We start from the raw sequence: 25547 nt of genomic DNA, 5'->3' as shown, positions 1-25547 counted from the left end.
GCGGCGCCGGGGGGGGGGGGGGGGGGGGGGGCGGGGGGGGGGGGGGGGGCGGGGGCCCCCCCCCCCCCCCCCCCCCCCCCCGCCGCCCCGACCGAAAATGCAACGCGCAGCAGGTTTTTCGACGTGCCCTTATTTCACCCGCAGCAGCCGCACGCCGTAGATATCGAACCGGTTCGACGGCTCGGCGCCGCCGGCGCCGCTGAAGCTGCGGTTACTCTCGAGATAACTCATATTGTAGAAGTCCGTCATCTCGAGACGGTAGCTGCCCGCCTCGACGCGCGCCGCCAGCGGCGTCGAATACACGCTCGGCGTGTCCTTCTGCAGCAGCGGCGCATGCGGCAGCTGGATCACGCCCTGGGCCACGACACGGCCGCTGCCATCCTTCAGCGCCAGCCATTTCACGCCGCCGCTGATGCCCAGGTTCACCTGGTTGGCGCCGTTGTGGTAACGCACCTGGATGCGGTAGTTGCCCGGCTGCTCGATGCGGATGTCTTCGACGGCGAAGCGGTCGCCGGGCTTGCCCCAGTCCTCGAGATGGGCCTGGGTGAAGCGCGCATCGGGCGCGGTCGCCTTCAGGTTTGAGGCGACGCGGGCGTCCAGCACGGAAATCCCGATGCCCGCGTCGACGCAGCGCGGCTGGCTGTGGTGGCTGACGTTGCCGCTGTCGGTGTACAGGGCCGCCACCGCATAACAGGAGGTGGCGCCGGCGCCGGGGTCAAGCCAGGCCCCGGCCGGCAGCTTGTCGGCCACCAGCTTGCCGTCGCGGTAGACGCGGTAGCGCACGTTGGCGGCGTTGCCGTTGGCGTCGATCTGCAGGGTGACCGGGCCAGATGCCGCGCGCGCCAGGCTGTCGATGGTCGGCTCGCGCGGGCCGAAGACGGCGCTCCCCTTGTCATGGGGATTGGCGTCGACGCGGCGGATGTCGTGCCGGCCGGGCACCAGCTTACCCAGCGTGATCTCGATGCGGTTGCTGTCGGTCAGATCGATCAGGCCGATGGTGCCGGCGGCGCCGGCGACCTGCCGGCCGTTCAGGACGATGCGCTCTACCTCGTAATAGCCATCGTGCTCGCTCGCGGCAGGCAGTCGCAGGCGCACGTCGATGCGCTTGCCGTGCAGGCGCAGGTCGTGCAGCGCGATCTCGTTCGTGCCGCCGAAGGTGTCGCGGCGCAGTTTCGCCGTCACGAACGGCCGCAACGCGATGCCGTCGTCCAGCATCTGCACGCCGAACACGTTGTTGACCACCATGCCGAGATAGCCGCCGACCGACCACAGCTGGCGGCGCGAATTGATTACCGGACCGCTCAGGTCCGGATCGTGTTCGTCGAGCAGCAGCGGCTGGCCGGACAGCCATTCGAGGTTTTCCATGTTCGACAGATTGACCGCCGCCCCGCGCATCAGGGAAGCATAGGCCACGTCGGCCACCGCCGCGTTCTTGCCCTGGGCCGCCGCGCGCAGGCCATACGCGGTCACGAACGGCCAGATCGAGCGGTTGTGATACACCGGCACCCCAATCTGCTGCGGCCAGATCGTCGGGGCGCCCAGCGGGCCGTGCGGATAGCGCGCCAGGATCGAGCGCGCCTGGTCGTCGTCGGCCACGCCGCTGACGATGGCAAGCGCCTGGCCCAGCCAGTCGAACTTGTGCAGCGGCGCGTCGTCCAGGTGGCCGGCGGTGAGGCTGCTGTACATGCCCGCGTCCTTCAGCCACAGGCGCGCGTTGATCGCCCGCTTCAGGTCTTGCGCCCAGCGCGCGTAGCGCTGCGCCTTGTCCGGCTGCTGGTGCTCGCGCGCCAGCTTCGCGGCCAGGTTCAGCGCCTGGTAAACCACGACGTTGGTCGACAGCGCCTTCGAGCTCGCCATCGAGGCCAGGTCGCCCGGGATCCAGGCGGCATAGGTCTGGTCGCGCCAGTCGAGGAAGGATTCCTCGCCCGTGTACAGGCCGGACACCGGATCGAAGGCCGCCACGCGGTCGATCTCGAGCGTGTTCGACAGCGCCTTCAGGGCGCGCGCGGCAAATTGGGCACGCTCATTATTGGCGCCATTATCGGTCTCATGAGCGGGCAGGGTGCGTAGCGTCTCCTCGGCCGCCAGGGCCCAGGTCAGGCGGTCGGTGCTGACCGGCCAGCTGCCGCCGCTGCCGGTGTCCTGCACGATCTGCAGGCCGTCCGGCGTGCCCGGGACCTGGGCCGCAGCGGTGATGCCCGGGCGCCAGCCCGAGAGCTTGAAGTCCAGCGAATTGCGCACCCGCCGCGGGTCGAGCAGGGCCAGGCCCAGGTCGGCCGCATACGCCAGGTCGCGGGTCCAGACGTAGGCCCACTTTTCTCCGGTGGCGAAGCAGTCGCAGTCGATCGCCTTGCCGCCGTTGTAGTTGCCGTCGTTGATCTGGCTGACCGAATTCTGGCGCATCTCGCGGCCGGCCAGCGCGAACAGGGCGTCGAAGGCCAGGTTGCCGCTGCGTACCCGCGGCAAGCCGTCTTCTTCGGCGTATTCGACGTGCTGCGGGCCCGGATCGCGCAGCAGCATGGTGCTCGACTGGACGTAGCGGCGCAGCAGCGCGTCCGCATCCGGCGTCGAGTAGCGCACGGTTTCTACCTTGCCGTCCCAGGTCGGCCATTGCTGCGACGCCTGGGCCGCGTGGCCGGCATGCGGATCGGGGCCGGCGCCGCGCTGGGCGTCGGCGATGCGCGCCACCTTGAGCACCGGCGTCGACTTGTCGCGCGCGTCGATCGTGAAGCGGTAGGTGCCCGGCTGGCGCACGAACAGGAAGGTCTCGGGACCGGACTGCGGCTTCAGGCGGTAGTCGGTGTCGGGCTTGACGCTCGTGCTTCTATCCGGATCGATCACCCATTCAACGCCCCAGTCGCCCGTCCCCAGCTTGAAGGCATGGTTGCCGGGCATGACCTCGACGTCGGCCTGGTAGACGCCATCGCCTTGCGCCGCCAGCGGGCTGGCGGTGCCCCAGCCATTGAAGGCGCCGCGCACGTACAGGCCGTCGACGTCCTGGGCGAGGACACCGCCGCAGGAGAGCAGGGCGGCCAGGGCGATGGCATGGCGCTTCATCGCGGCGTCGCCAGTTCGAGCACGATGGCCGCGCGGGCGGGAAGCACCAGCTTCTCGCGCAGGTCGTAGGTCTTGCCGGTCAGGGCGTCGGTGCCGCTGGCCACGCCGGAGAGCATCTCGCGGAAGCGCTCGACGTCGAGCGACATCTCCTTGGCGTTGTTGTTGAAGGCGACCAGCACCTTCTTTGCATCGCGCCGGTCATCCAGATAGCGGAAGTAGACCCAGGTGTTGTCCTGCGGGCCGTAATGCATCATCTTGCCGTGATGGATGACCGGCTGGCCCTTGCGCCAGTTGGCGAGCTTGCGCACGAACTCCTGCGCATTGCGCTGCTTCGTGCTCAAGCCGACGCCCTTGAACGCGTCGACCTTGTCGCCCGCCCAGCCGCCCGGGAACGGCGTGCGGTAGGTGGCGTCGTTGCGCTCGCCGACGGCGCTGGTCATCAGGATCTCGTCGCCCGTGTAGAACTGCGGGATGCGCGGCGCCGTCATCATGAAGATCATCGCCATGCGGTACTTGTCGAAGTCTTCGCCCACTTCGCTGTAGATGCGCGACATGTCGTGGTTGTCGGCGAACAGCACCAGGTTGCCCGGCTCCGGATACAGGTAGTCGAGCGACAGCGTCTCGTAGACGTCGGTGAAGACGTTGCCGCCTTTCTTGTCGGCCAGCGCACGGCGCATCGCCTCGGCCACCGGGAAGTCCATCAGGCTTGGCGTGTAGGCCTGGTAGCCGTCGAAGTTCTGCTTGCCGCGCTGCCAGTAGGCCACCACCGGCACCTTGGTTGACCATTCCTCGCCGACCAGGTTCAGGTTCGGGTATTCCGCCATCAGGCGCTTCGTGTACTCGCTCAGGAAGGCCTTGTCCGAATAACCGAAGGTGTCGATGCGCAGCCCTGACAAGCCCGCGTACTCGATCCACCAGATATTGTTCTGGATGAGGTAATTCGCTACCTGCGGATTGGACTGGTTCATGTCGGGCATGCTCTTGACGAACCAGCCGCGCGTGAAGTTGTCGGCGTCTTCCTTCGCGCCGTACGGGTCCTGCACCGCCGTGTGGTAGTGCTGGGTCGGAACGAACTTGTCGCCGTAGTTGATCCAGTCCGGTGCCGGCAAGTCCTTCATCCACCAGTGGTGGCTGCCGATGTGCGACAGCACCACGTCCTGGATGATGCCGATGCCGCGCTTTTTCGCTTCCTGCGACAGGCGCCTGAAATCCTCGTTGCTGCCGTAGCGCGGGTCGATCCGGTACAGGTCGGTGGCCGCGTAGCCATGGTAGGAGTAGCCCGGCATATTGTTTTCGACGAGCGGCGTCGGCCACAGCTGGGTGAAGCCCAGGCCGGCCACATAGTCGAGGCGGTCGATGATGCCCTTGATGTCGCCGCCGTGGCGGCCCAGGCCGCCCTTGCGGTCGAGCCGGTCGGGCATGCCGTCGACGCTGTCGTTGGACGGGTCGCCGTTGGCGAAGCGGTCCGGCATGATCTGGTAGATCGCGTCCTTGCTGGAAAAGCCCTGGCGTTCGGCGGACCCAGCCTCGCGTTCCAGCAGGCGGTAGGTATGGCTGGCGGTGCGGTTGGCGCCCTTGAAGGCGATCTCGAAGCTGCCGGGCTTGACCTTCGGGTCGAGCGCCAGGTCGATGAACAGGTAGTTGCGGTTCGGGGTGCGGGTCACCGAGGCGATGCGCACGCCCGGATACGCCAGCGACGGCTCCAGGTCGGCGATCCTGTCGCCATACACCATCAGCTGTACCTGGGGATGCTGCATGCCGGCCCACCAGAAGGGCGGCTCCATGCGGGCGATGTCGGGGGTCTGGGCGTGAACGGCGAATGCAGCGCCGCCGAGTACGATGCTGGCGAGGAGTTGTCTCATGATATAAGGCGTCGCACCGTCACTGCTGCATAGGTAGTAAGACTACAAACCCATGCGGCCGGCATACGGCGGGGTCGCTAAGTGTTGTTGTGTTGGCGAAAGAGTACTATAGAAACCAACCAGCGCCAATCCATACACCTGCTGCGCGCTCTAGGAGAACTACAGCGTTGGTGGCCTCGCAAATCTTAAGATTTCCTTTAGAAACAACCGGAATGTCTTATTGATATGTATAAATATGCGGATTTTTGTAGCTCGGCTACAACGAGCGCGCCGCTGTTTTTTCTGAAACCTGCGATCATTGTCGATACACACAGTTTTCCGGCCGCAACATCTAGTTTTAGTACAGTTGCTCAGCCGAAGCTGATAAAAATTGTCGAGGCAACGACCCCGGCAGCGCAATGCCGCTGAGGGCTGCCTTCCACCGAGGAGACACATGAAAGCTACCGCCACCAGGCGCGCCGGCAAGTCGGCGCGTACCGCATTTCCGTTGAACCCGCTCGCCGCGGGCTGCGCCGTCCTGCTGTCGGCACTGGCCGGTCAGGCCTTCGCGCAGGCATCCGGCAGCGAAGCGCAGACCGCCGTCGCGCCGAATACCCCGACCGCGGCCGCCACCAGCGAAGTCATCGCCACCCCGGCGCCAAGCGTGTCCACCGTCACCGTGACCGGCATCCGCCAGGGCATCGAGGCGGCGATCTCGGTCAAGCGCAATTCCAATTCCATCGTCGAAGCGATTTCGGCCGAAGACATCGGCAAGCTGCCCGATTCCTCGGTGGCCGAATCGATCGCGCGCCTGCCGGGCGTGACCGCCCAGCGCAGCCGCGGCTCGGGACGCGCGTCCGAGATTTCGGTGCGCGGCCTGTCGCCGAGCTTCAACGGCACCCTGCTCAACGGCCGCGAGATGGCCTCGACCGGCAATGCCCGCAACCCCGAATTCGACCTGTTCCCGTCCGAGCTGATGGGCGGCGTGGTGATCTACAAGACCCCGGACGCGAGCGTGATCGGCCAGGGCCTGGCCGCGACCATCGATCTCAAGACCGTGCAGCCGCTCGACTTCGGCAAGCGCGTCATCGCCGTCAACTACAAGAAGAGCCGCCTGGGCGTGCGCACCGCCGAAGAGGGCGACGGCGACCGCGTCTCGCTGTCCTACATCGACCAGTTCGCCAACCGCACCATCGGCCTGGCGGTCGGCCTGACTTCGTACGACGAGACCGGCGGCGAGCAGCGCAAGTACGACGCCTGGGGCGGCAGCATCGCCGAATTGCCGTACAACGGCCAGAACGTGCGCCTGCCGCTGGGCTTCACGGCCGACACCGAAACCGGCTACCACAACCGCGACGGCGCCTTCGCTTCGCTGCAATGGCGGCCGAACCGCAACTTCCGTTCGACGGTCGACCTGTTCTATTCGGCCGGCGAGACCGGCTTCAAGCGCAGCGGCCTGGAAGGCGCGGTGGGCGCCAATACCTCGGGCCTGTACGACCCGGCCGGCGTGCTGCAGAACGTGGTGGTGCAGAACGGCGTCGCCGCCAGCGGCACCCTGACCAACTACAAGGCGGTGGTGCGCAACCACATCGAAGCGGCGAAGGACGACCTCAAGACCGTCGGCTGGAAGAACGAGCTGCGCGTGGGCGACTGGGACACCAGCGCCGACATCACCTGGTCCAAGGCGACCAAGCTGAGCTCGCGCTACGAGACCACCGCCGGCCTGCCGGGCAATGCGGCCAACCTGGACACGATCTCGTGGACGGGCTTTAACGGCGGCAACTTCACCGACATCGCCTGGCGCACCGGCCTGAATTACGCCGACCCGAACGTCGCCCAGCTCACCGACGTGAACGGCTGGTCGGGCACGGCCGACAATCCGCTGGCCCAGGCCGGCTACCTGGCCCAGCCCTACATCGACGACAAGCTCAAGGCGATCCGCCTGAACGCCAAGCGCGACGTCGAATGGGGCCCGGTCTCGGCCATCCAGTTCGGCTACAACTACACCGACCGCGAAAAGACCCGCAGCGGCGAAGAAGGCCGCCTGATGATCGCCGGCGGCGACCGCTTCGGCGCCGTGGCGATGCCGGGCGCGTCCGCGAACACGGCCGGCACCACCGGCATCCCGATCGCCACCTGGAACCCGCTCGGCTCGCTCGGCTCCGTGTATGAACTGGCGCCGAAGGTGAATGCCGACATCCTCACCAAGATGTGGGACGTCAAGGAAACCGTGCAGACCGCCTATGTGATGGGCAACCTGAACGGCGAGCTGTTCGGCCTGGAATACCGCGGCAACGTCGGCACCCAGTTCGTGCACACCAAGCAGATGGGCGGCGGCTACAACAGCGGCAACTGCACCGGCGAGACCGCCGACACCTGCCCGGTGCTGCGCGCCGCCGGCGAACACGACTACTGGGACGTGCTGCCGAGCCTGAACCTGTCGTTCGACCTGAAGAACGACCAGCTGCTGCGCATGGGCGTGGCGCAAGTGCTGTCGCGTCCTACCCTGGACGACCTGCGCGGCGGCCTCGGCTTCAGCGTCAACACCGGCGTGGCCAATCCCTTCCTGAGCGGCGGCGGCGGCAACCCGATGCTGGAACCGTTCAAGGCCAAGTCGTTCGACCTGTCGTACGAAAAATACTTCGGCAAGAAGGGCTATGTCAGCGTCGCCGGCTTCTACAAGAAGCTCGACAGCTTCATCCTGCGCACCCCGTCGGAATACGACTTCGCGCCATGGGTCACCTCGACCACGCCGCTGCCGACCACGGGCCCGTACGCCGGTTCCACCATCGGCGTGCTGAACCGTCCTGAAAACGGCGAAGGCGGCAGCATCCGCGGCTACGAGCTGGCGGTGAACATTCCGCTGGAACTGGTGAGCTCGTGGCTGGACGGCTTCGGCATCCTGGCCAACCACTCCGACACCCGTTCGAAGATCGACCTGCCGGCCCTGGGCTTCGGCAACGTGCAGGTGCCGGCGCAGTCGATCCCGCTGCCGGGCCTGTCGCGCAAGGTCAGCAACCTGCGCCTGTACTACGAAAAGAACGGCTTCCAGATCGCCGCCGCGGCGCGCAAGCGCTCGGACTTCCTGGGCCAGTCGCCGGACTTCTCGGACACGCTGCAGTACACCTTCGTGAAGGGCGAGACCATCGTCGACTTCCAGGTCTCGTACGAGATCCAGTCAGGCTTCGCCAAGGGGCTGTCGGTGTTCGCCCAGGCCAACAACTGGAACAACGCGCCGTACCAGGAATACACGGTGAGCAGCGATTCGGTCACGCGCCGCGTGGAATACGGCCGCACCTACCAGTTCGGCGCCAACTACAAGTTCTGATCGCAGGCGCGCAGGACTACAGGGCACGTCGAACAGGTGCCCTACAATGCAACCCTCGCGGCCTTCGGCCCCGGGGGTTGTTTTTCTTGAAAGAGACGGCAGGAACACAGCATATGGAAAATCAGGCAATCAGGGACATCGTGATCGTCGGCGGCGGCACCGCCGGCTGGATGACGGCGGCGGCGCTGTCGAGCATGCTGGGCGGCCGCTACAACATCCGGCTGGTCGAGTCGGATGAGATCGGCATCGTGGGCGTCGGCGAGGCGACCATTCCGATGATCCAGCGCTTCAACCGCGTGGTCGGCATCGACGAGAACGAATTCATGCGCGAGACGATGGGCAGCTTCAAGCTGGGCATCGAGTTCGTCAACTGGGGCCGGCTGGGCGAGCGCTACATGCACGGCTTCGGACGCATGGGCCAGGACCTGGCCACCGTGCCCTTCGAGCAGTACTGGCACAAGATGCGTGCGCTCGGCAAGGCCGCGCCGCTCGAGGAATACTCGATCACGCGCATGGCGGCCAAGGCCGGCAAGTTCATGCCGGCGCGCCACGACGTGCCGAATTCGCCGCTGCGCGACATCGCCTACGCCTATCACTTCGACGCCAGCCTCTACGCGAAATACCTGAGAAAACTGTCCGAGGCGCGCGGCGTAGCGCGCATCGAGGGCAGGATTGCGCGCGCGATCCAGCGCGAGCCGGACGGCTTCGTCACGGCGGTGGAGCTCGACAGCGGCCAGCGCATCGAAGGAGAATTGTTCATCGACTGCTCGGGTTTTCGGGGCCTGCTGATCGAGCAGGCGCTCGCGACCGGCTACGAGGACTGGACCGGCTGGCTGCCGGCCGACCGCGCGCTGGCCGTGCCCTGCGAATCGGCGCCGGCCATCACGCCGTTCACGCGCGCCACCGCGCACAAGTCGGGCTGGCAGTGGCGCATCCCGCTGCAGCACCGTACCGGCAACGGCCACGTCTATTGCAGCCGCTTCATCAGCGACGACGAGGCGGCGGCCACGCTGCTGGCCAACCTCGACGGCCGCGCGCTGGCCGAGCCACGCCTGATCAAGTTCCAGACCGGCATGCGCAAGCAGGCCTGGAACCGCAACGTGGTGGCGATCGGCCTGTCGGGCGGCTTCCTGGAGCCGCTCGAGTCGACCAGCATCCACCTGATCCAGTCCAGCATCGCGCGCCTGGTCGAGCTGTTCCCGGACCGCCGTTTCAGCGACGTCGACCGCGATGAATTCAACCGCCAGTCGCGTTTCGAATACGAGCGCGTGCGCGACTTCATCATCCTGCACTACCACCTGAACCAGCGCACCGATTCGGCCTACTGGCTGGAATGCGCCAACATGGCGATTCCCGAGACGCTGCGCCAGAAGATGGACCTGTACCGTTCGCGCGGCAAGGTCGTGCGGGTCGATAACGAGCTGTTCTCGGAAGTCGGCTGGCTGCAGGTGTTCGAGGGGCAGAACATGCCGCTCGACGGATATCACCCGCTGGCCGACACCCAGTCCGAGGCCGACATCGCCGAGTACATGGAGAGCGTGCGCGAGGTGATTCGCAAGTGCGTGGACGTGATGCCGTCGCATGACGGGTACATCGCGCAGCATTGCGCGGCGCGCAAAGCCTGAGCCGCAGCCGGGCCGGCACGATCCGTGCATACGGGTCAGCAGGACTTGTGGACGTCCAGGGCGCCGCGCGCGCGTAAGCGCCCGACGCATGTGACCCGCTAAAAATCCGGCCAAGGCGTCAAGTGGCATCCTGCACTCGCCGCCGCCGTCCGCTGTGTAGTACAGCCCGCTGACCTTCCATCGCCGGCCCGTGTGAGGTCCTGCGCACAGTTTCGCACGTCAACATGAGAAGGTTGACAGGCAGCCATGGCTCTACCAACCCGCTTCGGCGGGTTTCTCATTTGTACTTTCGCAAGAGTGCATGCCTCGCCGGCCTGGTATCCGATTTCACATCCCTGTGCGGGCGATCGCAGGTAGTTTTTTGTCAACGCGTTTCTGTCACAATCTGATTGGAGGCAACTGCCCTGGTTCATCATTTTATGGAGTAATACGAATGGCGCATTACATCGATATCCCGGCCAAGGACGGCTCGGGAAGCTTCAAAGGCTACCTGGCGTTGCCAAGCGGAGGCAGCGGCCCCGGACTGGTGGTGGGGCAGGAAATCTTCGGCGTCAACCAGAACATGCGCGACGTGGCCGATATGTACGCCGAAGAAGGGTATGTAGCCCTGGTGCCGGACCTGTTCTGGCGCATGCAGCCGGGCGTCGACCTGGGCTATACCGAGGAGGACTTCAAGCTTGCGCTCGGCTACTTCACCCGGCTCGACGTCGACCGCGCGGTCGAGGATATCGCGGCGGCAATCGACGCACTGCGCGGGCTGCCGCAGGTGTCGGGGCCAGGCGTGGGTTATGTCGGCTTCTGCATGGGCGGCAAGCTGGCCTACATGACCGCGGCGCGCACCGATGTCGCCTGTGCGGTGGCCTACTACGGCATGGGGATCGAGGACATGCTGGACGAGGCCGTCAACATCAAGGGCAAGCTGGTGCTGCACTTCGCCGAGAACGATGCCTACTGCGACGCTGCTGCGCGCGAGAAGATCATCAAGGGACTGGCCGGGTTGCCGAAGGCTGAGTTTTACACCTACCCCGGCGCAGACCATGCGTTCGCCCGGGTCGGCAGTATGCACTTCGATAAACCGTCGGCGCTGATGGCGCATGGCCGAACCATCGCCGCGCTCAAGGCGACGATCGGCCCGGATTTCAATTTGTCGGACCTGTGGGAGCAGCACGTGTACCAGGAGTTCGTCAAGCGTGACGTGCCGGCGACGATGGCGACCATGGTCGCCGAGCCCTACGTGAATCATATCCCGACCCTGACGGGCGGTGTCGGGTCCAGGCAGCTGGCGCGCTTCTACCAGCATCATTTCGTGCATGGCAATCCGGCGGACATGCGCATGATCCCGATTTCGCGCACGGTCGGGGCACTCCAGGTAGTCGACGAATTCATCATGTGCTTCACCCATGATCAGGAGATCGACTGGATGCTGCCGGGGGTGGCGCCAACCGGCAAATACGTCGAGATCCCGATGATCGGCATCATCAGCTTCCGTGGCGACAAGCTGTACCACGAGCATATCTACTGGGACCAGGCCAGCGTGCTGGTGCAAATCGGCCTGCTGGACCCGGCGCTGTTGCCGGTGTCCGGGATCGAGCAGGCCCGCAAGCTGCTCGACGAGACCATTCCGTCGAACCGGCTGATGGCGCGCTGGAGCAGCAGCGAAGGGCTGTAACGGGAGCGTGTGCAAGACGGCCCGGTCTGATAGAGGCGCGGCCACGTGCCCCGCAGGCTGCCGGGCCGATTCGCATGAACAATCCTGTTCCCTGGTCTGGAGTATAGTGGCCTGCCATCAGCATGTAAGCGCGGGCGAGCCGGATCTCGCACAGAGGAGGGAACAGGCATGCTTACTCAACGGACGAAAGACATCGTCAAGGCCACGGCACCGGTCCTTGCGGCGCACGGTTATGACATCATCAAGCACTTCTACCGAAGCCTGCTGAGTGCCCATCCCGAGCTGAAGAACGTCTTCAACATGCGCCACCAGGAGCGCGGGCAGCAGCAGGAGGCCCTGGCGCGTGCGGTGTATGCCTACGCCGCCAACATCGAGGATCCATCCAGCCTTGCGGCGCTGCTGGAAGGGATCGCCAACAAGCATGCCAGCCTGGACGTCAGGCCTGAGCAGTACCCGATCGTCGGAGAGCACCTGCTGGCATCGATCAAGGCCGTGCTGGGCGATGCGGCGACTGCAGACATCATCTCGGCCTGGGCGCAGGCCTACGGCAACCTGGCCGACATCCTCATGGGACGGGAGAGCGAACTGCGCGAGCGCACGGCCGAAGCACCAGGCGGCTGGGTTGGCTGGAGGGAGTTTGTCGTCACCGCCAAGCAGCCCGAGAGCGATGTCATCACGTCGTTCGTGCTGGAGCCGGCTGACGGCGGGCCGGTCGTCAACTTCGAGCCGGGGCAGTACACCAGTGTCAACGTGCCAGTGCCGCGTCTCGGGCTGCGCCAGATCCGCCAGTACAGCCTGTCCGACGCGCCGAACGGGCGCAGCTATCGCATCTCGGTCAAGCGCGAGGATGGGGTCGATCCCGGGCAGAAGGGTTATGTATCGACCCTGCTGCACGACGAGGTGCAGATTGGCGACAGGATCCAGCTCGCTGCACCGCACGGTAATTTCTTCATCGATGTCACTGCGACGACACCGGTGGTCCTGATCAGCGGCGGGGTCGGCCTGACGCCCATGATCAGCATGCTCAACCGTGTGCTGCAATCGCCGGGACGCGAGATCGTGTTCGTGCACGGCGCGCGCAACAGCGGTGTCCATGCCATGAAGGATCGTCTGCGCGTGGCAGCGGCGCAGCATCCGAACTTCAAGACCTTTATCTTCTATAACGAACCTCTGCCCCAGGACCAGGCGGGCAGGGATTTCGACTATCGCGGCCTGGTCGACATCGGCACGATCGCGGCTTCGGTCCTGCTGCCCGACGCCGACTACTACATCTGCGGCCCGATCCCGTTCATGCGGCAGCAACATGATGCCCTGATCGCGCGCGGCATCGCGGAAACACGGGTGCATTACGAGGTGTTCGGTCCGGATCTGTTCGCGGAGTAGGACAAGCCCGGTCCCGTGCCCGCGCGGCAGGTGGGCGCGCGCGGCGCTATCCCGAGCCCACGCTATGAGTGGGAATGCCCTCAATTCCGGTAAATAACCGAATTCAATAGGTAATCTTACGGGCCGCTGATCATCTGGATGATCAGCGGCCTTTTTGTTGAGCATGACCCGCAGGTCATCACAGCTTGCTTTGTAGCAAATTTTCATGACGCGCCCGGCGATCCGGACGTTCTGAATGATTTACTACGTGATATGCACTGTAATGGTGCATTAAGGAAAATATACGCCGGTTTTTAGAGCATTTGTAGCGTGACTACAGAATCGGAGAAGTTGTCATGTAGCTCATATACAACGGGAAACCCTTGAATTTACGGCCTGCTAGGCGAAAACATGCCATGATCATTGCTGCAAGTAACTCCCGTTGACAGTGCATCTAGTTTTAATACAGAATCGCGACCAACGTTGATTTTGTCGCAAAAAGCCGATCCCGACCGGCCGAGGGCTGTTTTCGGGAATACATCGTTCTATCTGAGGGGACACATGAAAAACATCGCCACCAAGCGTGCCGCATTCCAGCTGAGCCCGGTTGCCGCCGGTTGCGCCATCTTCGTCACGGTCCTGGCCGGCAGCGCGCAGGCGCAGACCGCCAGTACCGGCGAAACCGCCAACCTGAACCCGGACGCGCCGGTGACCACCGTGACCGTGACCGGCATCCGCCGCGCGATCGAAGATGCGATCGCCGTCAAGCGCGAATCGACCGGCATCGTCGAAGCCATCTCGTCGGAAGACATCGGCAAGCTGCCGGACGTGTCGATCGCCGAATCGCTGGCGCGCCTGCCGGGCCTGTCGGCCCAGCGCGTCAACGGCCAGGCCCAGTCGATCAGCATCCGCGGCACCTCGGGCGACCTGTCGACCGCGCTGCTCAACGGCCGCGAGCAGGTCACCACCAGCTCGGACCGCACCGTCGAATACGACCAGTACCCGTCGGAACTGATCAGCGCCGTCACCGTGTACAAGACCGGCGACGCCAGCGTGATCGGCCAGGGCCTGTCGGGCACGGTCGACCTGCAGACCATCAAGCCGCTGTCGCTGCGCGAGCGCGTCGTCACCGTCAACGTGCGCGGCGAAAAGAACTCGAAGGGCTCGGTCAGCGCCGGCTCGCCGGACACCGGCAGCCGCATCAGCGCCTCTTACATCGACCAGTTCGCCGACCGCACGCTCGGCGTGGCGATCGGCTATGCGCGCCAGGACAAGCCGAACGTGCACCAGCAGTTCGAGACCTGGGACTGGGTGGACGACACCAATGTCGTGCCGGGCTCGACCGTTAAAGTGCCGAAGGGCATGAAGTCGATGGCCATCACCGGCGACCAGGTGCGCGACGGCCTGATGGGCGTGCTCGAATGGCGCCCGAACCGCAACTTCAGCTCGACCTTCGACGTCTATCACTCGCGCTTCGACCAGGAAGAAATCCGCCGCGGCATCGAGATGCCGCTGAAGGATGACGGCACGGTGCGCTTCTCGAACGCGACCGTGGTCAACGGCACCGCGATCGCCGGCACCGCCAACGACGTCAATCCGGTCGTGCGCAACAACCGCATGACGCGCGACGACAAGCTGACCGCCTTCGGCTGGAACAACCGCTACAGCTCGGGCGACTGGGTCGGTATCGTCGACATCAGCCGTTCCAAGGCTGACCACAAGGAACAGCTGATCGAGATCAACGCCGGCCGCGCCGCGCGCCAGACGCTGGGCTACAGCTACCACGGCGGCACCATTCCGCAACTGTCGCTGTCGGGCGTGTACGACGATCCGTCGCAGATCGCCATCGGCGGCCAGTTCGGCGAAGGCTACGTGAACGCCCCGAACATGACCGACAAGATGACCTCGTTGCGCGTCAGCCTCGAGCGCAAGTTCGCCGACGGTCCGTTCAGCAGCCTGGAAGTCGGCTACAACCACTCCAAGCGCGAGAAGGAAAAGGAACACCTGGAGACCGGCTTCTCGAAGCTTGGCGACGGCACCTTCGCACCTAACGTGCTGAACGGCTCGCAAGGCTTGTATGCGCTCCAGAACTCGCTGAGCTGGGACATCGACGCCGTGCTGGCCAACAACTTCGGTCCGTTCACCCCGACGGTCCTGGTGCCATGGGGCGCGACCAAGAACTGGTCGATCGAAGAAAAGGTCAAGACCGGCTACGCCAAGCTGAACATCGACACCGAATTGATGGCGATGCCGCTGCGCGGCAATATCGGCATCCAGGTGATCGACACCGACCAGAGCTCGACCGCGAACACGCTGCGCGCCTGGCCGTTCGCCGATCTGGTGCCGCTCACCGACGGCAAGAAATACACCGACTACCTGCCGAGCCTGAACCTGGCCTGGAGCCTGCCCGACCAGCAGTTCATCCGTTTCGGCGCCGGCAAGACACTGGCGCGCGCCAAGCTGAACCAGCTGAACGCCGCCCTGGAAGTGGGTCTGACCGCACAGACCACCGGTACCCCATGGGGCAACGGCGGCAACGCCCAGCTCGATCCATGGCGCGCCAAGCAGGTCGACCTGTCGTACGAAAAATACTTCGGCAACAAGGGTTACATCTCGGCCGCCGGCTTCTACAAGGACCTGTCCTCGTACATCTACAGCGTGACCGTGCCGCGTGACTTCTCGGAGTACAACCTGCAGGGCGCCCTGACCAATATCGGCACCATGACCCAGCCGATGAACGGCGAAGGCGGTACCCTGAAGGGCCTGGAGTTCGCGGCCTCGGCCCCGCTGGACATGATCCACCCGATGCTGGACGGCTTCGGCATCACCGCCAACGCCTCGTTCACCAGCAGCGAAATCTCGATCGTCGACCAGCGCTTCGGCAGCCTCGCGATCCCGCTGCCGGGCCTGTCCAAGCGCGTGTTCAACGTGACCGCCTACTACGAGAAAGACGGTTTCTCGGCCCGCGTCAGCCAGCGCTACCGCAGCGACTTCGTGGGCGAAATCGGCGGCATCGGCGGCGCAACCGAGCTGACCTACGTGAAAGCTGATAAAGTAGTCGACCTGCAGCTCGGTTACGACTTCAAGCAGATCGAGGGCCTGTCGGTGCTGTTCCAGGTGAACAACCTGACCGATACCGCCTTCCGCAGCTACGCCGGCACCGAAGACCGTCCGCGCGGCTACAGCAAGTACGGCCGCCAGATGCTGCTCGGCCTGAACTACAAGCTGTAAGACACGCTGTATCATCGGCACGCCGCCCAGCGCGGCGTCTGCCAGCCCTTGCAGGTTTTGCCTGCAAGGGCTTTTTGTTTTGTTCGGATTCTGTGGTTTTGGCCCCATAATCCACGCCTGTTTAGTCCGCGCATCGTCCTATTTGGCGCCTTGCGCGGGGCGACGGTGTAAACTATCGCTTTCGTTTCTACTTATTTAAGAGCAACTCCTTTATGTCCGACACCCCAATCCCATCGTTTTCCGACCTCAATCTTTCGGCACCTGTACTGAAAGCATTGAAAGACGTCGGCTACGAAACGCCGTCGCCGATCCAGGCTGCCACCATTCCTTTGCTGCTGGAAGGGCGCGACGTGTTGGGGCAGGCCCAGACCGGGACCGGCAAGACCGCGGCCTTCGCGCTGCCGATCCTGTCGAATATCGACGTCAAGAAGACCGTGCCGCAAGCGCTGGTGCTGGCGCCGACGCGTGAACTGGCGATCCAGGTCGCCGAAGCCTTCCAGAGCTACGCTGCCCACATCAAGGGCTTCCATGTGCTGCCGATCTACGGTGGCCAGAGCTATGGCCCGCAGCTGTCGAGCCTGCGCCGCGGCGTGCACGTGGTGGTAGGCACCCCGGGCCGCGTCATCGACCACATCGAAAAGGGCTCGCTCGACCTGTCGCAGCTGACCACCCTGGTGCTCGACGAAGCCGACGAAATGCTGCGCATGGGTTTCATCGACGACGTCGAGCAGATCCTGCAGCAAACCCCGGCAGGCCGTCAGACCACGCTGTTCTCGGCGACGATGCCGCCGGCGATCAAGCGCATCGCAAAAACCTATCTGCGCGATCCGTCCGAAGTGACCGTGGCGGCCAAGACCGGCACCGCCGACAACATCAAGCAGCGTTACTGGCTGGTGGCCGGCATGCACAAGCTCGACGCGCTGACCCGCATCCTCGAGGCCGAGCCGTTCGACGGCATGATCATCTTCGCGCGCACCAAGCTGGGCACCGAAGAACTGTCGACCAAGCTGCAGGCGCGCGGCTTCGCGGCCACCGCCATCAATGGCGACATGGCCCAGCAACAGCGCGAGCGCACCATCGAGCAGCTCAAGAACGGCAAGATCGACATCCTGGTGGCGACCGACGTCGCCGCGCGCGGCCTCGACGTGGAGCGCATCAGCCACGTGATCAACTACGACGTGCCGTCCGATCCCGAGAGCTACACCCACCGCATCGGCCGCACCGGCCGGGCGGGACGCAGCGGCGACGCGATCCTGTTCATCACCCCGCGCGAGCGCGGCCTGCTCAAGGCGATCGAGCGCGCCACCCGCCAGCCGGTTGCTCCGCTCGAGCTGCCGACCGTCAAGGCGGTCAATGAAGTGCGCATCACCCGCTTCAAGGACCAGATCCGCGCTACGCTGGCCGAAGGCGGCCTGGACGTGTTCCGTTCGCTGATCGAAGACGTCGAGCGTGAAGACAATGTGCCGGCGATCGATATCGCGGCCGCGCTGGCCAAGCTGGCGCGCGGCGACGAACCGCTGCTGCTGCAAAAGCCCGACCGTGACGCGCGTCCTGAGTTCGTGCCGTCGCAACGCGAATTCGGGCAAGAGCGCAGTGGCGGCCAGGAGCGTGCGCCGCGCGCGCCGCGTGGCGACTGGGAAGAGCGTCCGGCGCGTCCCGCACGCGAACCGGGCTTCAAGAAAGAGCGGGTGATGCGCGACCCCGAGCCGGGCATGGCCACCTTCCGCATCGAAGTCGGCTTCGCCCATGGCGCCAAGCCGGGCAATATCGTCGGCGCGATCGCCAACGAAGCCAATATCCCGTCCAAGCATATCGGCCGCATCGAGATCTATGACGATTACTCGACACTGGACCTGCCGGACGACATGCCGAAGGACCTGGTGGATCACCTCAAGACCGTCTGGGTCGCGGGCCGCCAGCTCGCCATCACGCGCGACGGCGAAACGCCGGCCGGGGCCGGCAATGCCGCGGCGCCGAAAAAACCGTACGCCGCCAAGAAGGGCGTCGAACGTCGTCTGAACGAAAAAGCGGCGCCCGGCAAGAAGCCGCATCGCAAGGGGCCGAGCCAGGGCTGACCTTGTCACCCGCTGCTCGAACACGTCGTTCCCGCGAAGGCGGGAACCCAAGCACGTCGAATCGCTGCAAGTGCCTAACGCCGGCGGTCTGCATGCAAACTGGGGTTCCCGCCTTCGCGGGAACGACGTGCGTGGGCGGGAGGCCAGGATTCCAGTCACGGTGTTCTGTTGTTTGACTACAAAACCCTGTATTTACCGTTAGGTGGCGCGGCGTTCGCACTATGGGAACGTCGCGATTGACACCTAGAAATCACCATGTTATTTTGCTACAGATTCGCTAGCCGGACTGTAGTCGTCGTTTTTCGTCCCTTCCGGCCCCGCGCCGCATCCTGCACAAGGCATCATTGGCACGCTCATGATCGGGCGGCCATGCAGTCACATACGAAAAAAGCCCGCTGACGTCGGGCCAGATTGGGGACACACAATGGATATGCAACCGGCCGTGCTCAAGCCACGCCTGTCGTTCTGGCAACTGTGGAACATGAGCTTCGGTTTCTTCGGCATCCAGTTCGGCTTCGCGCTGCAGAACGCCAACACCAGCCGCATCTTCGCCACGCTCGGCGCCGACCCCGACAACCTGGCCCTGTACTGGCTGGCCGCGCCGGTCACGGGCCTCCTGGTTCAGCCCATCATCGGCTACCTGAGCGACAATACCTGGCACCCGAAATGGGGCCGCCGCCGTCCGTTCTTCTTCATCGGCGCCGTGCTGGCCGCGATCGCGCTGTTCCTGATGCCGAACTCCACCGCGCTGTGGATGGCGGTCGCCGTGCTGTGGATGATGGACGCGGCCATCAACGTGTCGATGGAGCCGTTCCGCGCCTTCGTGGGCGACAAGCTCGACCCGGCCCAGCAGACCGCGGGTTACGCGATGCAGACCTTCTTCATCGGCTGCGGCGCCGTCATCGCGTCCTTGCTGCCGACCTTCTTCGAAAGCATGGGCGTGTCCAACGCCGCCGTCGGCGGCGTGATCCCGGACACCGTGCGCTACTCGTTCTACGCCGGCGGCCTGGTGTTCTTCCTGGCCGTGAGCTGGACCGTGCTGTTTTCGACCGAACTGCCGCCGCCCGACATGGACGCCTTCCACAAGGAGCGCAAGGCCTCGCGCGGCATGGGCACGATGTTCGTCGAGATCCTGGGCGGCTTCGGCAAGATGCCGCGCACCATGGTGCAGCTGGCCTTCGTGCAGTTCTTCACCTGGATCGCGCTGTTCGCGATGTGGATCTATACCGGCACTGCGATCGCCGACAACGTCTACGGCACCCTTGATGCGCAATCGAGCGCCTATCAGGACGCCGGCAACTGGGTCGGCATCATGTTCGCGGTCTACAGCGGCGTGTCGGCGCTGGCCGCCTTCATCCTGCCGGTGTTCGCCCGCGCCACCAGCCGCAAGACCGTGCATGCCACCTGCCTGGTCATCGGCGGCCTGTCGCTGGCCAGCATGTTCCTGATCACCGACAAACAGACGCTGGTGCTGCCGATGATCGGCATCGGTATCGCCTGGGCCTCGATCCTGACCATGCCGTATGCGATCCTGGCGGGTTCCCTGCCGGCCAAGCGCATGGGTTACTTCATGGGCCTGTTCAACTTCTTCGTCGTGATCCCGCAGATCGTCAGCGGCCTGCTGCTGGGCAGCATCACCAAGCACCTGTTCGACGGCCATGCGGTGCTGACCCTGGTGCTGGGCGGCGTCTGCATGCTGATCGCGGCGGTGCTGACCCTGTTCGTCACCGACAAGGCGGCGCCGGTCGCGAAGGCCTGATCCACGCTGTTTCCAGCACTGCGCGCCGTCATTTTCGCGGCTGTCGTATCGTAATGTTTTACTAACATATTCACCCGCGGCCGAGCCGGCCCCGGGTGCTTGTGTGAGCACAAACTTACCCAGACAGGAGCACAGCATGACCATCCAGACCGTCGCGACCACCCCGTTCGCCGGGCAGCGTCCCGGCACCTCGGGCCTGCGCAAGAAGGTGTCCGAATTCCAGCAGCCCGGCTACCTCGAGAATTTTGTCGAATCCATCTTCCTGACCCTGGGCGAGGGCAAGTGCCGTCACCTGGTGGTGGGCGGCGACGGCCGCTATTTCAATCGCGAGGCGATCCAGACCATCCTGCGCATGGCCGCCGCGCACGGCGTCGAGAAGGTGCTGGTGGGCCGTGGCGGCATCCTGTCGACGCCGGCGGTGAGCTGCGTGATCCGCAAGCACGCCTGCGACGGCGGCATCGTGCTGTCGGCCAGTCACAACCCGGGCGGTCCCGAGGGCGACTTCGGCATCAAGTACAACATCGAGAACGGCGGCCCGGCGCCCGAAAAGATCACCGACGCCATCTACGAGCACACCAGGACGCTGACGCAATACCGCATCGTCGATGCGCCGGCGGTGGATCTCGACAAGCTGGGCAGCGCCCGCATCGGGAACATGACGATCGAGGTGATCGATCCGGTGGCCGATTACGCCGAGCTGATGGCGCGCCTGTTCGACTTCGGTGCGATCCGCGCGCTGTTCGCGAGCGGCTTCCGGATGCGCTTCGACGCCATGCACGCGGTCTCGGGACCGTACGCCAGGGCGGTGCTGGAAGACATGCTCGGCGCGCCCGCCGGCACGGTGGTCAACGGCCAGCCGCTGGAAGATTTCGGCGGCGGCCATCCCGACCCGAACCCGGTCAATGCGGCCGACCTGATCGCGGCGATGGCGGGGCCGGATGCGCCCGACTTCGGCGCCGCCTCGGACGGCGACGGCGACCGCAACATGATCGTGGGCCGCGGCATCGCCGTCACGCCGTCGGACAGCCTGGCCATCATCGCCGCCAACGCCACCGTGGCGCCGGGCTACGCGGGCGGCATCAAGGGCATCGCACGCTCGATGCCGACGTCGCAGGCGGCCGACCGCGTGGCCGATGCGCTCGGGATTTCCTGCTTCGAGACGCCCACCGGCTGGAAGTACTTCGGCAACCTGATGGACGCCAACCTCGTTACCCTGTGCGGCGAGGAGAGCTATGGCACCGGCTCCATCCACATCCGCGAGAAGGACGGCCTGTGGGCGGTGCTGTTCTGGCTCAACCTGCTGGCCGTTCGCCGCCAGTCGGTCGAACAGATCCTGCGCGCGCACTGGGCCCGCTTCGGCCGCAACTATTACTCGCGCCACGATTACGAGGCGGTCGACGCCTCGGTGGCGGCCGACATGATGGACGCCCTGCGCGCGCGCCTGCCAGAGCTGGCCGGCCAGAAGCTTGACGGCCACCACGTGGCGCAGGCCGACGACTTCGAATACAACGACCCGGTCGACAACTCGCGCTCCACCGGACAGGGCGTGCGCATCATCATGAGCGACGGTTCGCGCATCGTGTTCCGGCTGTCCGGCACCGGCACCGAGGGCGCCACCGTCCGTCTCTACCTCGAACGCTACGAAGCCGATCCGGCGCGTCACGACCTCGACACCCAGCAAGCCCTGCAGGGCTTGATCGCCGTCGCCGAGGACGTGTCCGGCCTGCGCCGGCGCACCGGCCGCAACGAACCCACCGTCATCACCTGACACCCACCCACCTCGATCCACCTACAGGAAACCGCATGAAACTACCCGTCCTTGCCGCCTCCATGTTGCTCGCCTTTGGCGCAATGTCGTCCGCAGTGGCGCAGACCCCTGCCCAGACCAGCGCTCCGGCCGGAAAACCCTTCGTCTGGGAGAACGCGACCGTCTATTTCCTGCTGACGGACCGCTTCAACAACGGCAATCCGGCCAACGACAACGCATATGGCCGCAAGGATGACGCCGCGACGATGCGCGGCTTCATGGGCGGCGACATCGCCGGCATCACGGCGAAGATCAAGGAAGGGTATTTCAGCGACCTGGGCGTGAACGCGATCTGGTTCACGCCGGTCGTCGAGCAGATCCACGGCTCGACCGACGAGGGCACCGGCAAGAGCTATGGTTTCCACGGCTACTGGGCGAAGGACTTCACCGCGCTGGACGCGGCCTTCGGCACCGAGGCCGAGCTCAAGGAGCTGGTCGACACGGCGCATGCGAACGGCATCCGCATCGTGTTCGACGTGGTGATGAACCACACCGGCCCGGTGACGCCGCAGGATCCGGTGTGGCCGGCTTCGTGGGTGCGCACCGGCCCGCAGTGCACCTACAAGGACGCGCGCACCACGGTCGATTGCACGCTGGTGGCGAACCTGCCGGACTTCCTCACCAACAGCAATGCCGGCGTCGCGCTGCCGCCGCACCTGGCGGCGAAATGGAAGAAGGAAGGGCGCTACGAGCGCGAGGTCAAGGAACTGGACGACTTCTTCAAGCGCACCGGCTATCCGCGCGCGCCGCGCTACTACCTGATGAAGTGGCAAGCGGACTGGGTGCGCAAGTACGGCATCGACGGTTTTCGCGCCGACACCGTCAAGCACACCGAGCCTGGCCTGTGGAAGGAACTCAAGAAAGAGGCCAGCCTCGCGCTCGAAGACTGGAAGCGCGCCAATCCGGACAAACGCCTGGGCGACGACAAATTCTGGATGGTGTCCGAGGTCTACAACTACGAGATCAAACACGCGCGCAAGTTCGACCTGGGCGGCGGACAGTACGTGGACTACCTGGATCAGGGCTTCGACAGCATGATCAGCTTCAGCCTGCGCAGCGACGCGAAGCAGCCTTACGAAAAGATCTTCTCGGATTATTCGAAGATCCTGCAAGGCGAGATGAAGGGCTATTCGGTGCTGAACTACATCAGCTCGCACGACGACGGCAGCCCCTTCGATCCGCTGCGCGAGCGTCCGTTCGAATCGGCCAACAAGCTGCTGCTGGCGCCGGGCGCCGCCCAGATCTACTACGGCGACGAGACCGCGCGCATCCTGCGCGTCGACGGCGCCGTGGGCGACGCCACCCTGCGTTCGTTCATGAACTGGGACGAGCTGAAGTCGAACGCGCAGCGCGGCATGCACCGCGTGGCCGACATCCGCGCGCACTGGGCGCGCCTGGGACGCTTCCGCGCCGCCCATCCGGCGGTTGGCGCGGGCGTGCACCAGATGATCAGTCACAGCCCGTACACCTTCAAGCGCACCTGGGAAAAGAACGGCGTGAGCGACCGCGTGGTGGTGGCGCTCGACCTGCCGGGCGGCCAGCCGGCGCAGATCCAGGTCGGCGGCGTGTTCCATGACGGCGCCACCGTGCGCGACTGGTACACCGGCAAGACCGCGGTGGTCAAGGGCGGCAAGGTGCAGTTCGACACCGCCGCCCCGGTGGCGCTGATCGCCCAGGACTAATCTCCCCCCCGGAGGGGCGCGCGGCGACGCCTGTCGCCGTGCGCCTTCCCGGCGCATTGCGTCATGCACGCTGCATGATTTCCTGCCGCGCGGAATTCCCGGCGGCGCCGCGTTGCCTGCGCGCGAATACTGCTAAGCTGACAACATATTCATGTTTCGTGGACCAGCCGCCAATGAGCGCGCGGCCGCGGCGCGTCGATGCCAATCGACGCGAGAGGGGAGGGAATGTGCGCAGCATGAGCAGAGCAGGAATGTTTTATCGCCTGGTGCGGGGCCGGGAGCACCAGCGGGCAGAGAGCGGCGCGCCGCCACCGGGCCTGGATCCGCTGGGCGACGACGATGGCGACGTCTTGAGCGAATCGCCCGACCCCAAGCTCGACTACATTACGCGCCTGGCCGTGCAGGCCTGCGGCGCCGAGATCGGCGGCATCAGCCTGATGTTCAAGTCGCGCATCTGGCTGCCGTCGCGCATCGGCATCCAGGACAGCTTCTTTCCGCGCAAAGGTTCGTTCTGCGAACGCGCGGTGGACCAGGGCGGCGGCTGGTTCGAAGTGACCGACGCCAGCCGCGATCCGCGCTTCGCGTCCAATCCGCTGGTGGCCGGGACGCCGTACTGCCGCCACTACGCCGCCATTCCCCTGCGCGGCGAGAGCGAGAATCTGCTGGGCAACCTGTGGGTGATGGGCGCCGCCCCGCGCGCACTCGACCTCGCCCAGGTTGCCCAGCTGCGGCTGCTGGGACGCATCGCGGCCGACCTGCTCGAACTGCGCTACTGCGATCCCATCACCGGCATGTTCAACCGCGCGGTGTTCCTGCATCACCTGGAACGCCTGCTGCTGGAAGAAGATGGCGCGCGGGTCACTGTCGGCATGGTCGACCTGATCGGGTTTCGCCAGGTGAACGACCTGTTCCGGCGCGAGACGGGCGACCGTATCCTGCGCCTGATGGGCAAGCGCATCGAACACTGGGCCGACGGCGCGCTGCTCGGCCACCTGGGGGGCGACCAGTTCGCGTTCGCGCTGGCGTCGCCCGCGGGGACGCCGCCCGGGGAGCACGCGACTCGCGTCGAACGGCTGTGCGCCACCATCGACCTGCCGTTCGAGGTCGAGCCGGGCTGCATGCACACCCTGCATGCGCGCATCGGCATCCGGCGCCAGTACCTGCCGTGCGAAGAAAGCGCCGACGGCCTGCTGGATGCCGCCGACATCGCCGTGTCTTCGATCCGCCGGCAGCATGGATCGAGCGCCGTGCACGAATACGACGCGACGCTGATGGCGCGCGCGCGCCTGCGCTACGAGCTGCGCGAAGCGATCCGCGGCGCGCTGCGCTTCGGCTGTCTGGAAGTGCATTACCAGCCGCAGGTCGACATCGCCCGCGGCCGCCTGATCGGGCTCGAGGCGCTGGTGCGCTGGCGCCATCCGGCGTACGGCCTGGTGGGGCCGGCGATGTTCGTGCCGCAGGCCGAGAGTTCGGGCCGCATCTTCGAGCTCGACATGCACGTGCTCGAACTGGTCTGCCACGACCTGATGGCCTGGCGCGCGCGCGGCCTGGCGCCGCCGCCGGTGGCGCTGAACTTCTCGCGCGCCTCGCTGATGCACACCCAGATCTTCGCGCGCCTGGCCGAGATCCTGCAGGCGACCGGCGTGCCGGGCGAGCTGCTCGAATTCGAGGTCACCGAGAGCCTGCTGCTCGATTCGCCGCAATTGCTGCACCAGCGCGTGTCGGCGCTGCGCGCGCTCGGCGTGCGGGTCGCGGTCGACGATTTCGGCACCGGCTATTCGAACCTCGATGCGCTCACCAGCTTTCCCTTCGACCGCCTCAAGGCCGACCGCCGCTTCGTGCACGGCGTGGCGAGCGACGCCCGCACGGCCGGCGTGTTCGCCCTGATCCAGGGCGTGGCCGCGGTGTTCGACGCCGAGCTGCTGTGCGAGGGCCTGGAGGACGAGGCCGACCTGTCGTGGCTGGCCGAGCGCGGCGTGCACTGCGTGCAGGGCTGGTACTTCAGCCGCGCGCTGCCGGTCCAGGCGATCGAGCGCGTCCTGCGGCGCTTCCAGGAGGCGCAGGATGCGCCGCTGTCGGTGCCCGCGATGCGCGCCTTGCTGGCTTGACGA

At 65.5% G+C, this 25547-nt stretch carries 12 protein-coding genes; 10 read left to right on the top strand and 2 right to left on the bottom strand.

Translation table 11 applies throughout. The annotated features are described in order from the left end of the window. Positions 1-129: 129 nt before the first annotated feature. Both ABIB38_RS20800 and ABIB38_RS20795 read right to left on the bottom strand, forming a co-directional pair. Positions 130-3057, bottom strand: a complete 2928-nt coding sequence (locus ABIB38_RS20800) for an esterase (RefSeq protein WP_429206604.1) — start codon at positions 3055-3057, stop codon at positions 130-132. After that, the gene (locus ABIB38_RS20795; RefSeq protein WP_429206603.1) at positions 3054-4919 is read right to left on the bottom strand and encodes a glycoside hydrolase family 13 protein; all 1866 of its coding nucleotides are present in this window, start codon (positions 4917-4919) and stop codon (positions 3054-3056) included. The genes ABIB38_RS20800 and ABIB38_RS20795 overlap by 4 nt, the downstream gene beginning before the upstream one ends. 433 nt (positions 4920-5352) lie before the next feature. Between ABIB38_RS20795 and ABIB38_RS20790 the strand changes: the two genes are divergently transcribed. From ABIB38_RS20790 to ABIB38_RS20745, 10 genes are all read left to right on the top strand, one after another. Beyond that, a complete protein-coding gene (locus ABIB38_RS20790) occupies positions 5353-8226 on the top strand; it encodes a TonB-dependent receptor (protein WP_429206602.1) in 2874 nt (957 codons plus the stop codon). 113 nt (positions 8227-8339) lie between these two features. Continuing rightward, positions 8340-9851: a tryptophan halogenase family protein gene (locus ABIB38_RS20785; RefSeq protein ID WP_429206601.1), complete on the top strand. Its 1512-nt coding sequence runs from the start codon at positions 8340-8342 to the stop codon at positions 9849-9851. Positions 9852-10284: 433 nt separating this feature from the next. Continuing rightward, entirely contained in the window at positions 10285-11520 is a 1236-nt protein-coding gene (locus ABIB38_RS20780) for a dienelactone hydrolase family protein (protein ID WP_429206600.1), read from the top strand. A 168-nt stretch (positions 11521-11688) separates the two neighbouring features. Then, positions 11689-12903, top strand: a complete 1215-nt coding sequence (gene hmpA, locus ABIB38_RS20775) for an NO-inducible flavohemoprotein (RefSeq protein WP_429206599.1) — start codon at positions 11689-11691, stop codon at positions 12901-12903. Positions 12904-13443: 540 nt separating this feature from the next. Then, on the top strand, positions 13444-16113 hold the full coding sequence (locus tag ABIB38_RS20770; protein ID WP_429206598.1) for a TonB-dependent receptor: 2670 nt from the start codon (positions 13444-13446) through the stop codon (positions 16111-16113). Between the two features lie 212 nt (positions 16114-16325). Then, entirely contained in the window at positions 16326-18188 is a 1863-nt protein-coding gene (locus tag ABIB38_RS20765) for a DEAD/DEAH box helicase (RefSeq protein ID WP_429206597.1), read from the top strand. A 424-nt stretch (positions 18189-18612) separates the two neighbouring features. Beyond that, positions 18613-19947 carry an MFS transporter gene (locus ABIB38_RS20760; RefSeq protein WP_429206596.1) on the top strand — a complete coding sequence of 445 codons (1335 nt, stop codon included), beginning with the start codon at positions 18613-18615 and terminating at the stop codon, positions 19945-19947. A gap of 136 nt (positions 19948-20083) precedes the next feature. Beyond that, entirely contained in the window at positions 20084-21715 is a 1632-nt protein-coding gene (locus tag ABIB38_RS20755; protein WP_429206595.1) for an alpha-D-glucose phosphate-specific phosphoglucomutase, read from the top strand. Between the two features lie 35 nt (positions 21716-21750). Next, positions 21751-23436, top strand: coding sequence for an alpha-amylase family glycosyl hydrolase (locus tag ABIB38_RS20750; protein ID WP_429206594.1), 1686 nt, complete (start codon positions 21751-21753; stop codon positions 23434-23436). A 251-nt stretch (positions 23437-23687) separates the two neighbouring features. Then, complete coding sequence (locus ABIB38_RS20745; protein WP_429206593.1) at positions 23688-25544, top strand: putative bifunctional diguanylate cyclase/phosphodiesterase; 1857 nt, start codon at positions 23688-23690, stop codon at positions 25542-25544. Positions 25545-25547: the final 3 nt, after the last annotated feature.

This window comes from Massilia sp. UYP11 (genome assembly GCF_050434805.1).
GTDB lineage: Bacteria > Pseudomonadota > Gammaproteobacteria > Burkholderiales > Burkholderiaceae_D > Telluria.
The sequence above is the reverse complement of the archived record's forward strand: the minus strand, read 5'-3'. Positions and strand labels throughout refer to the sequence as shown.

Excerpts from the sequence above, each read along its gene's own strand:
- ABIB38_RS20800 (WP_429206604.1), bottom strand. The coding sequence starts at position 3,057 with ATGAAGCGCCATGCCATCGCCCTGGCCGCCCTGCTCTCCTGCGGCGGT.
- ABIB38_RS20795 (WP_429206603.1), bottom strand. The coding sequence starts at position 4,919 with ATGAGACAACTCCTCGCCAGCATCGTACTCGGCGGCGCTGCATTCGCC.
- ABIB38_RS20790 (WP_429206602.1), top strand. The coding sequence starts at position 5,353 with ATGAAAGCTACCGCCACCAGGCGCGCCGGCAAGTCGGCGCGTACCGCA.
- ABIB38_RS20785 (WP_429206601.1), top strand. The coding sequence starts at position 8,340 with ATGGAAAATCAGGCAATCAGGGACATCGTGATCGTCGGCGGCGGCACC.
- ABIB38_RS20780 (WP_429206600.1), top strand. The coding sequence starts at position 10,285 with ATGGCGCATTACATCGATATCCCGGCCAAGGACGGCTCGGGAAGCTTC.
- hmpA (WP_429206599.1), top strand. The coding sequence starts at position 11,689 with ATGCTTACTCAACGGACGAAAGACATCGTCAAGGCCACGGCACCGGTC.
- ABIB38_RS20770 (WP_429206598.1), top strand. The coding sequence starts at position 13,444 with ATGAAAAACATCGCCACCAAGCGTGCCGCATTCCAGCTGAGCCCGGTT.
- ABIB38_RS20765 (WP_429206597.1), top strand. The coding sequence starts at position 16,326 with ATGTCCGACACCCCAATCCCATCGTTTTCCGACCTCAATCTTTCGGCA.
- ABIB38_RS20760 (WP_429206596.1), top strand. The coding sequence starts at position 18,613 with ATGGATATGCAACCGGCCGTGCTCAAGCCACGCCTGTCGTTCTGGCAA.
- ABIB38_RS20755 (WP_429206595.1), top strand. The coding sequence starts at position 20,084 with ATGACCATCCAGACCGTCGCGACCACCCCGTTCGCCGGGCAGCGTCCC.
- ABIB38_RS20750 (WP_429206594.1), top strand. The coding sequence starts at position 21,751 with ATGAAACTACCCGTCCTTGCCGCCTCCATGTTGCTCGCCTTTGGCGCA.
- ABIB38_RS20745 (WP_429206593.1), top strand. The coding sequence starts at position 23,688 with ATGTTTTATCGCCTGGTGCGGGGCCGGGAGCACCAGCGGGCAGAGAGC.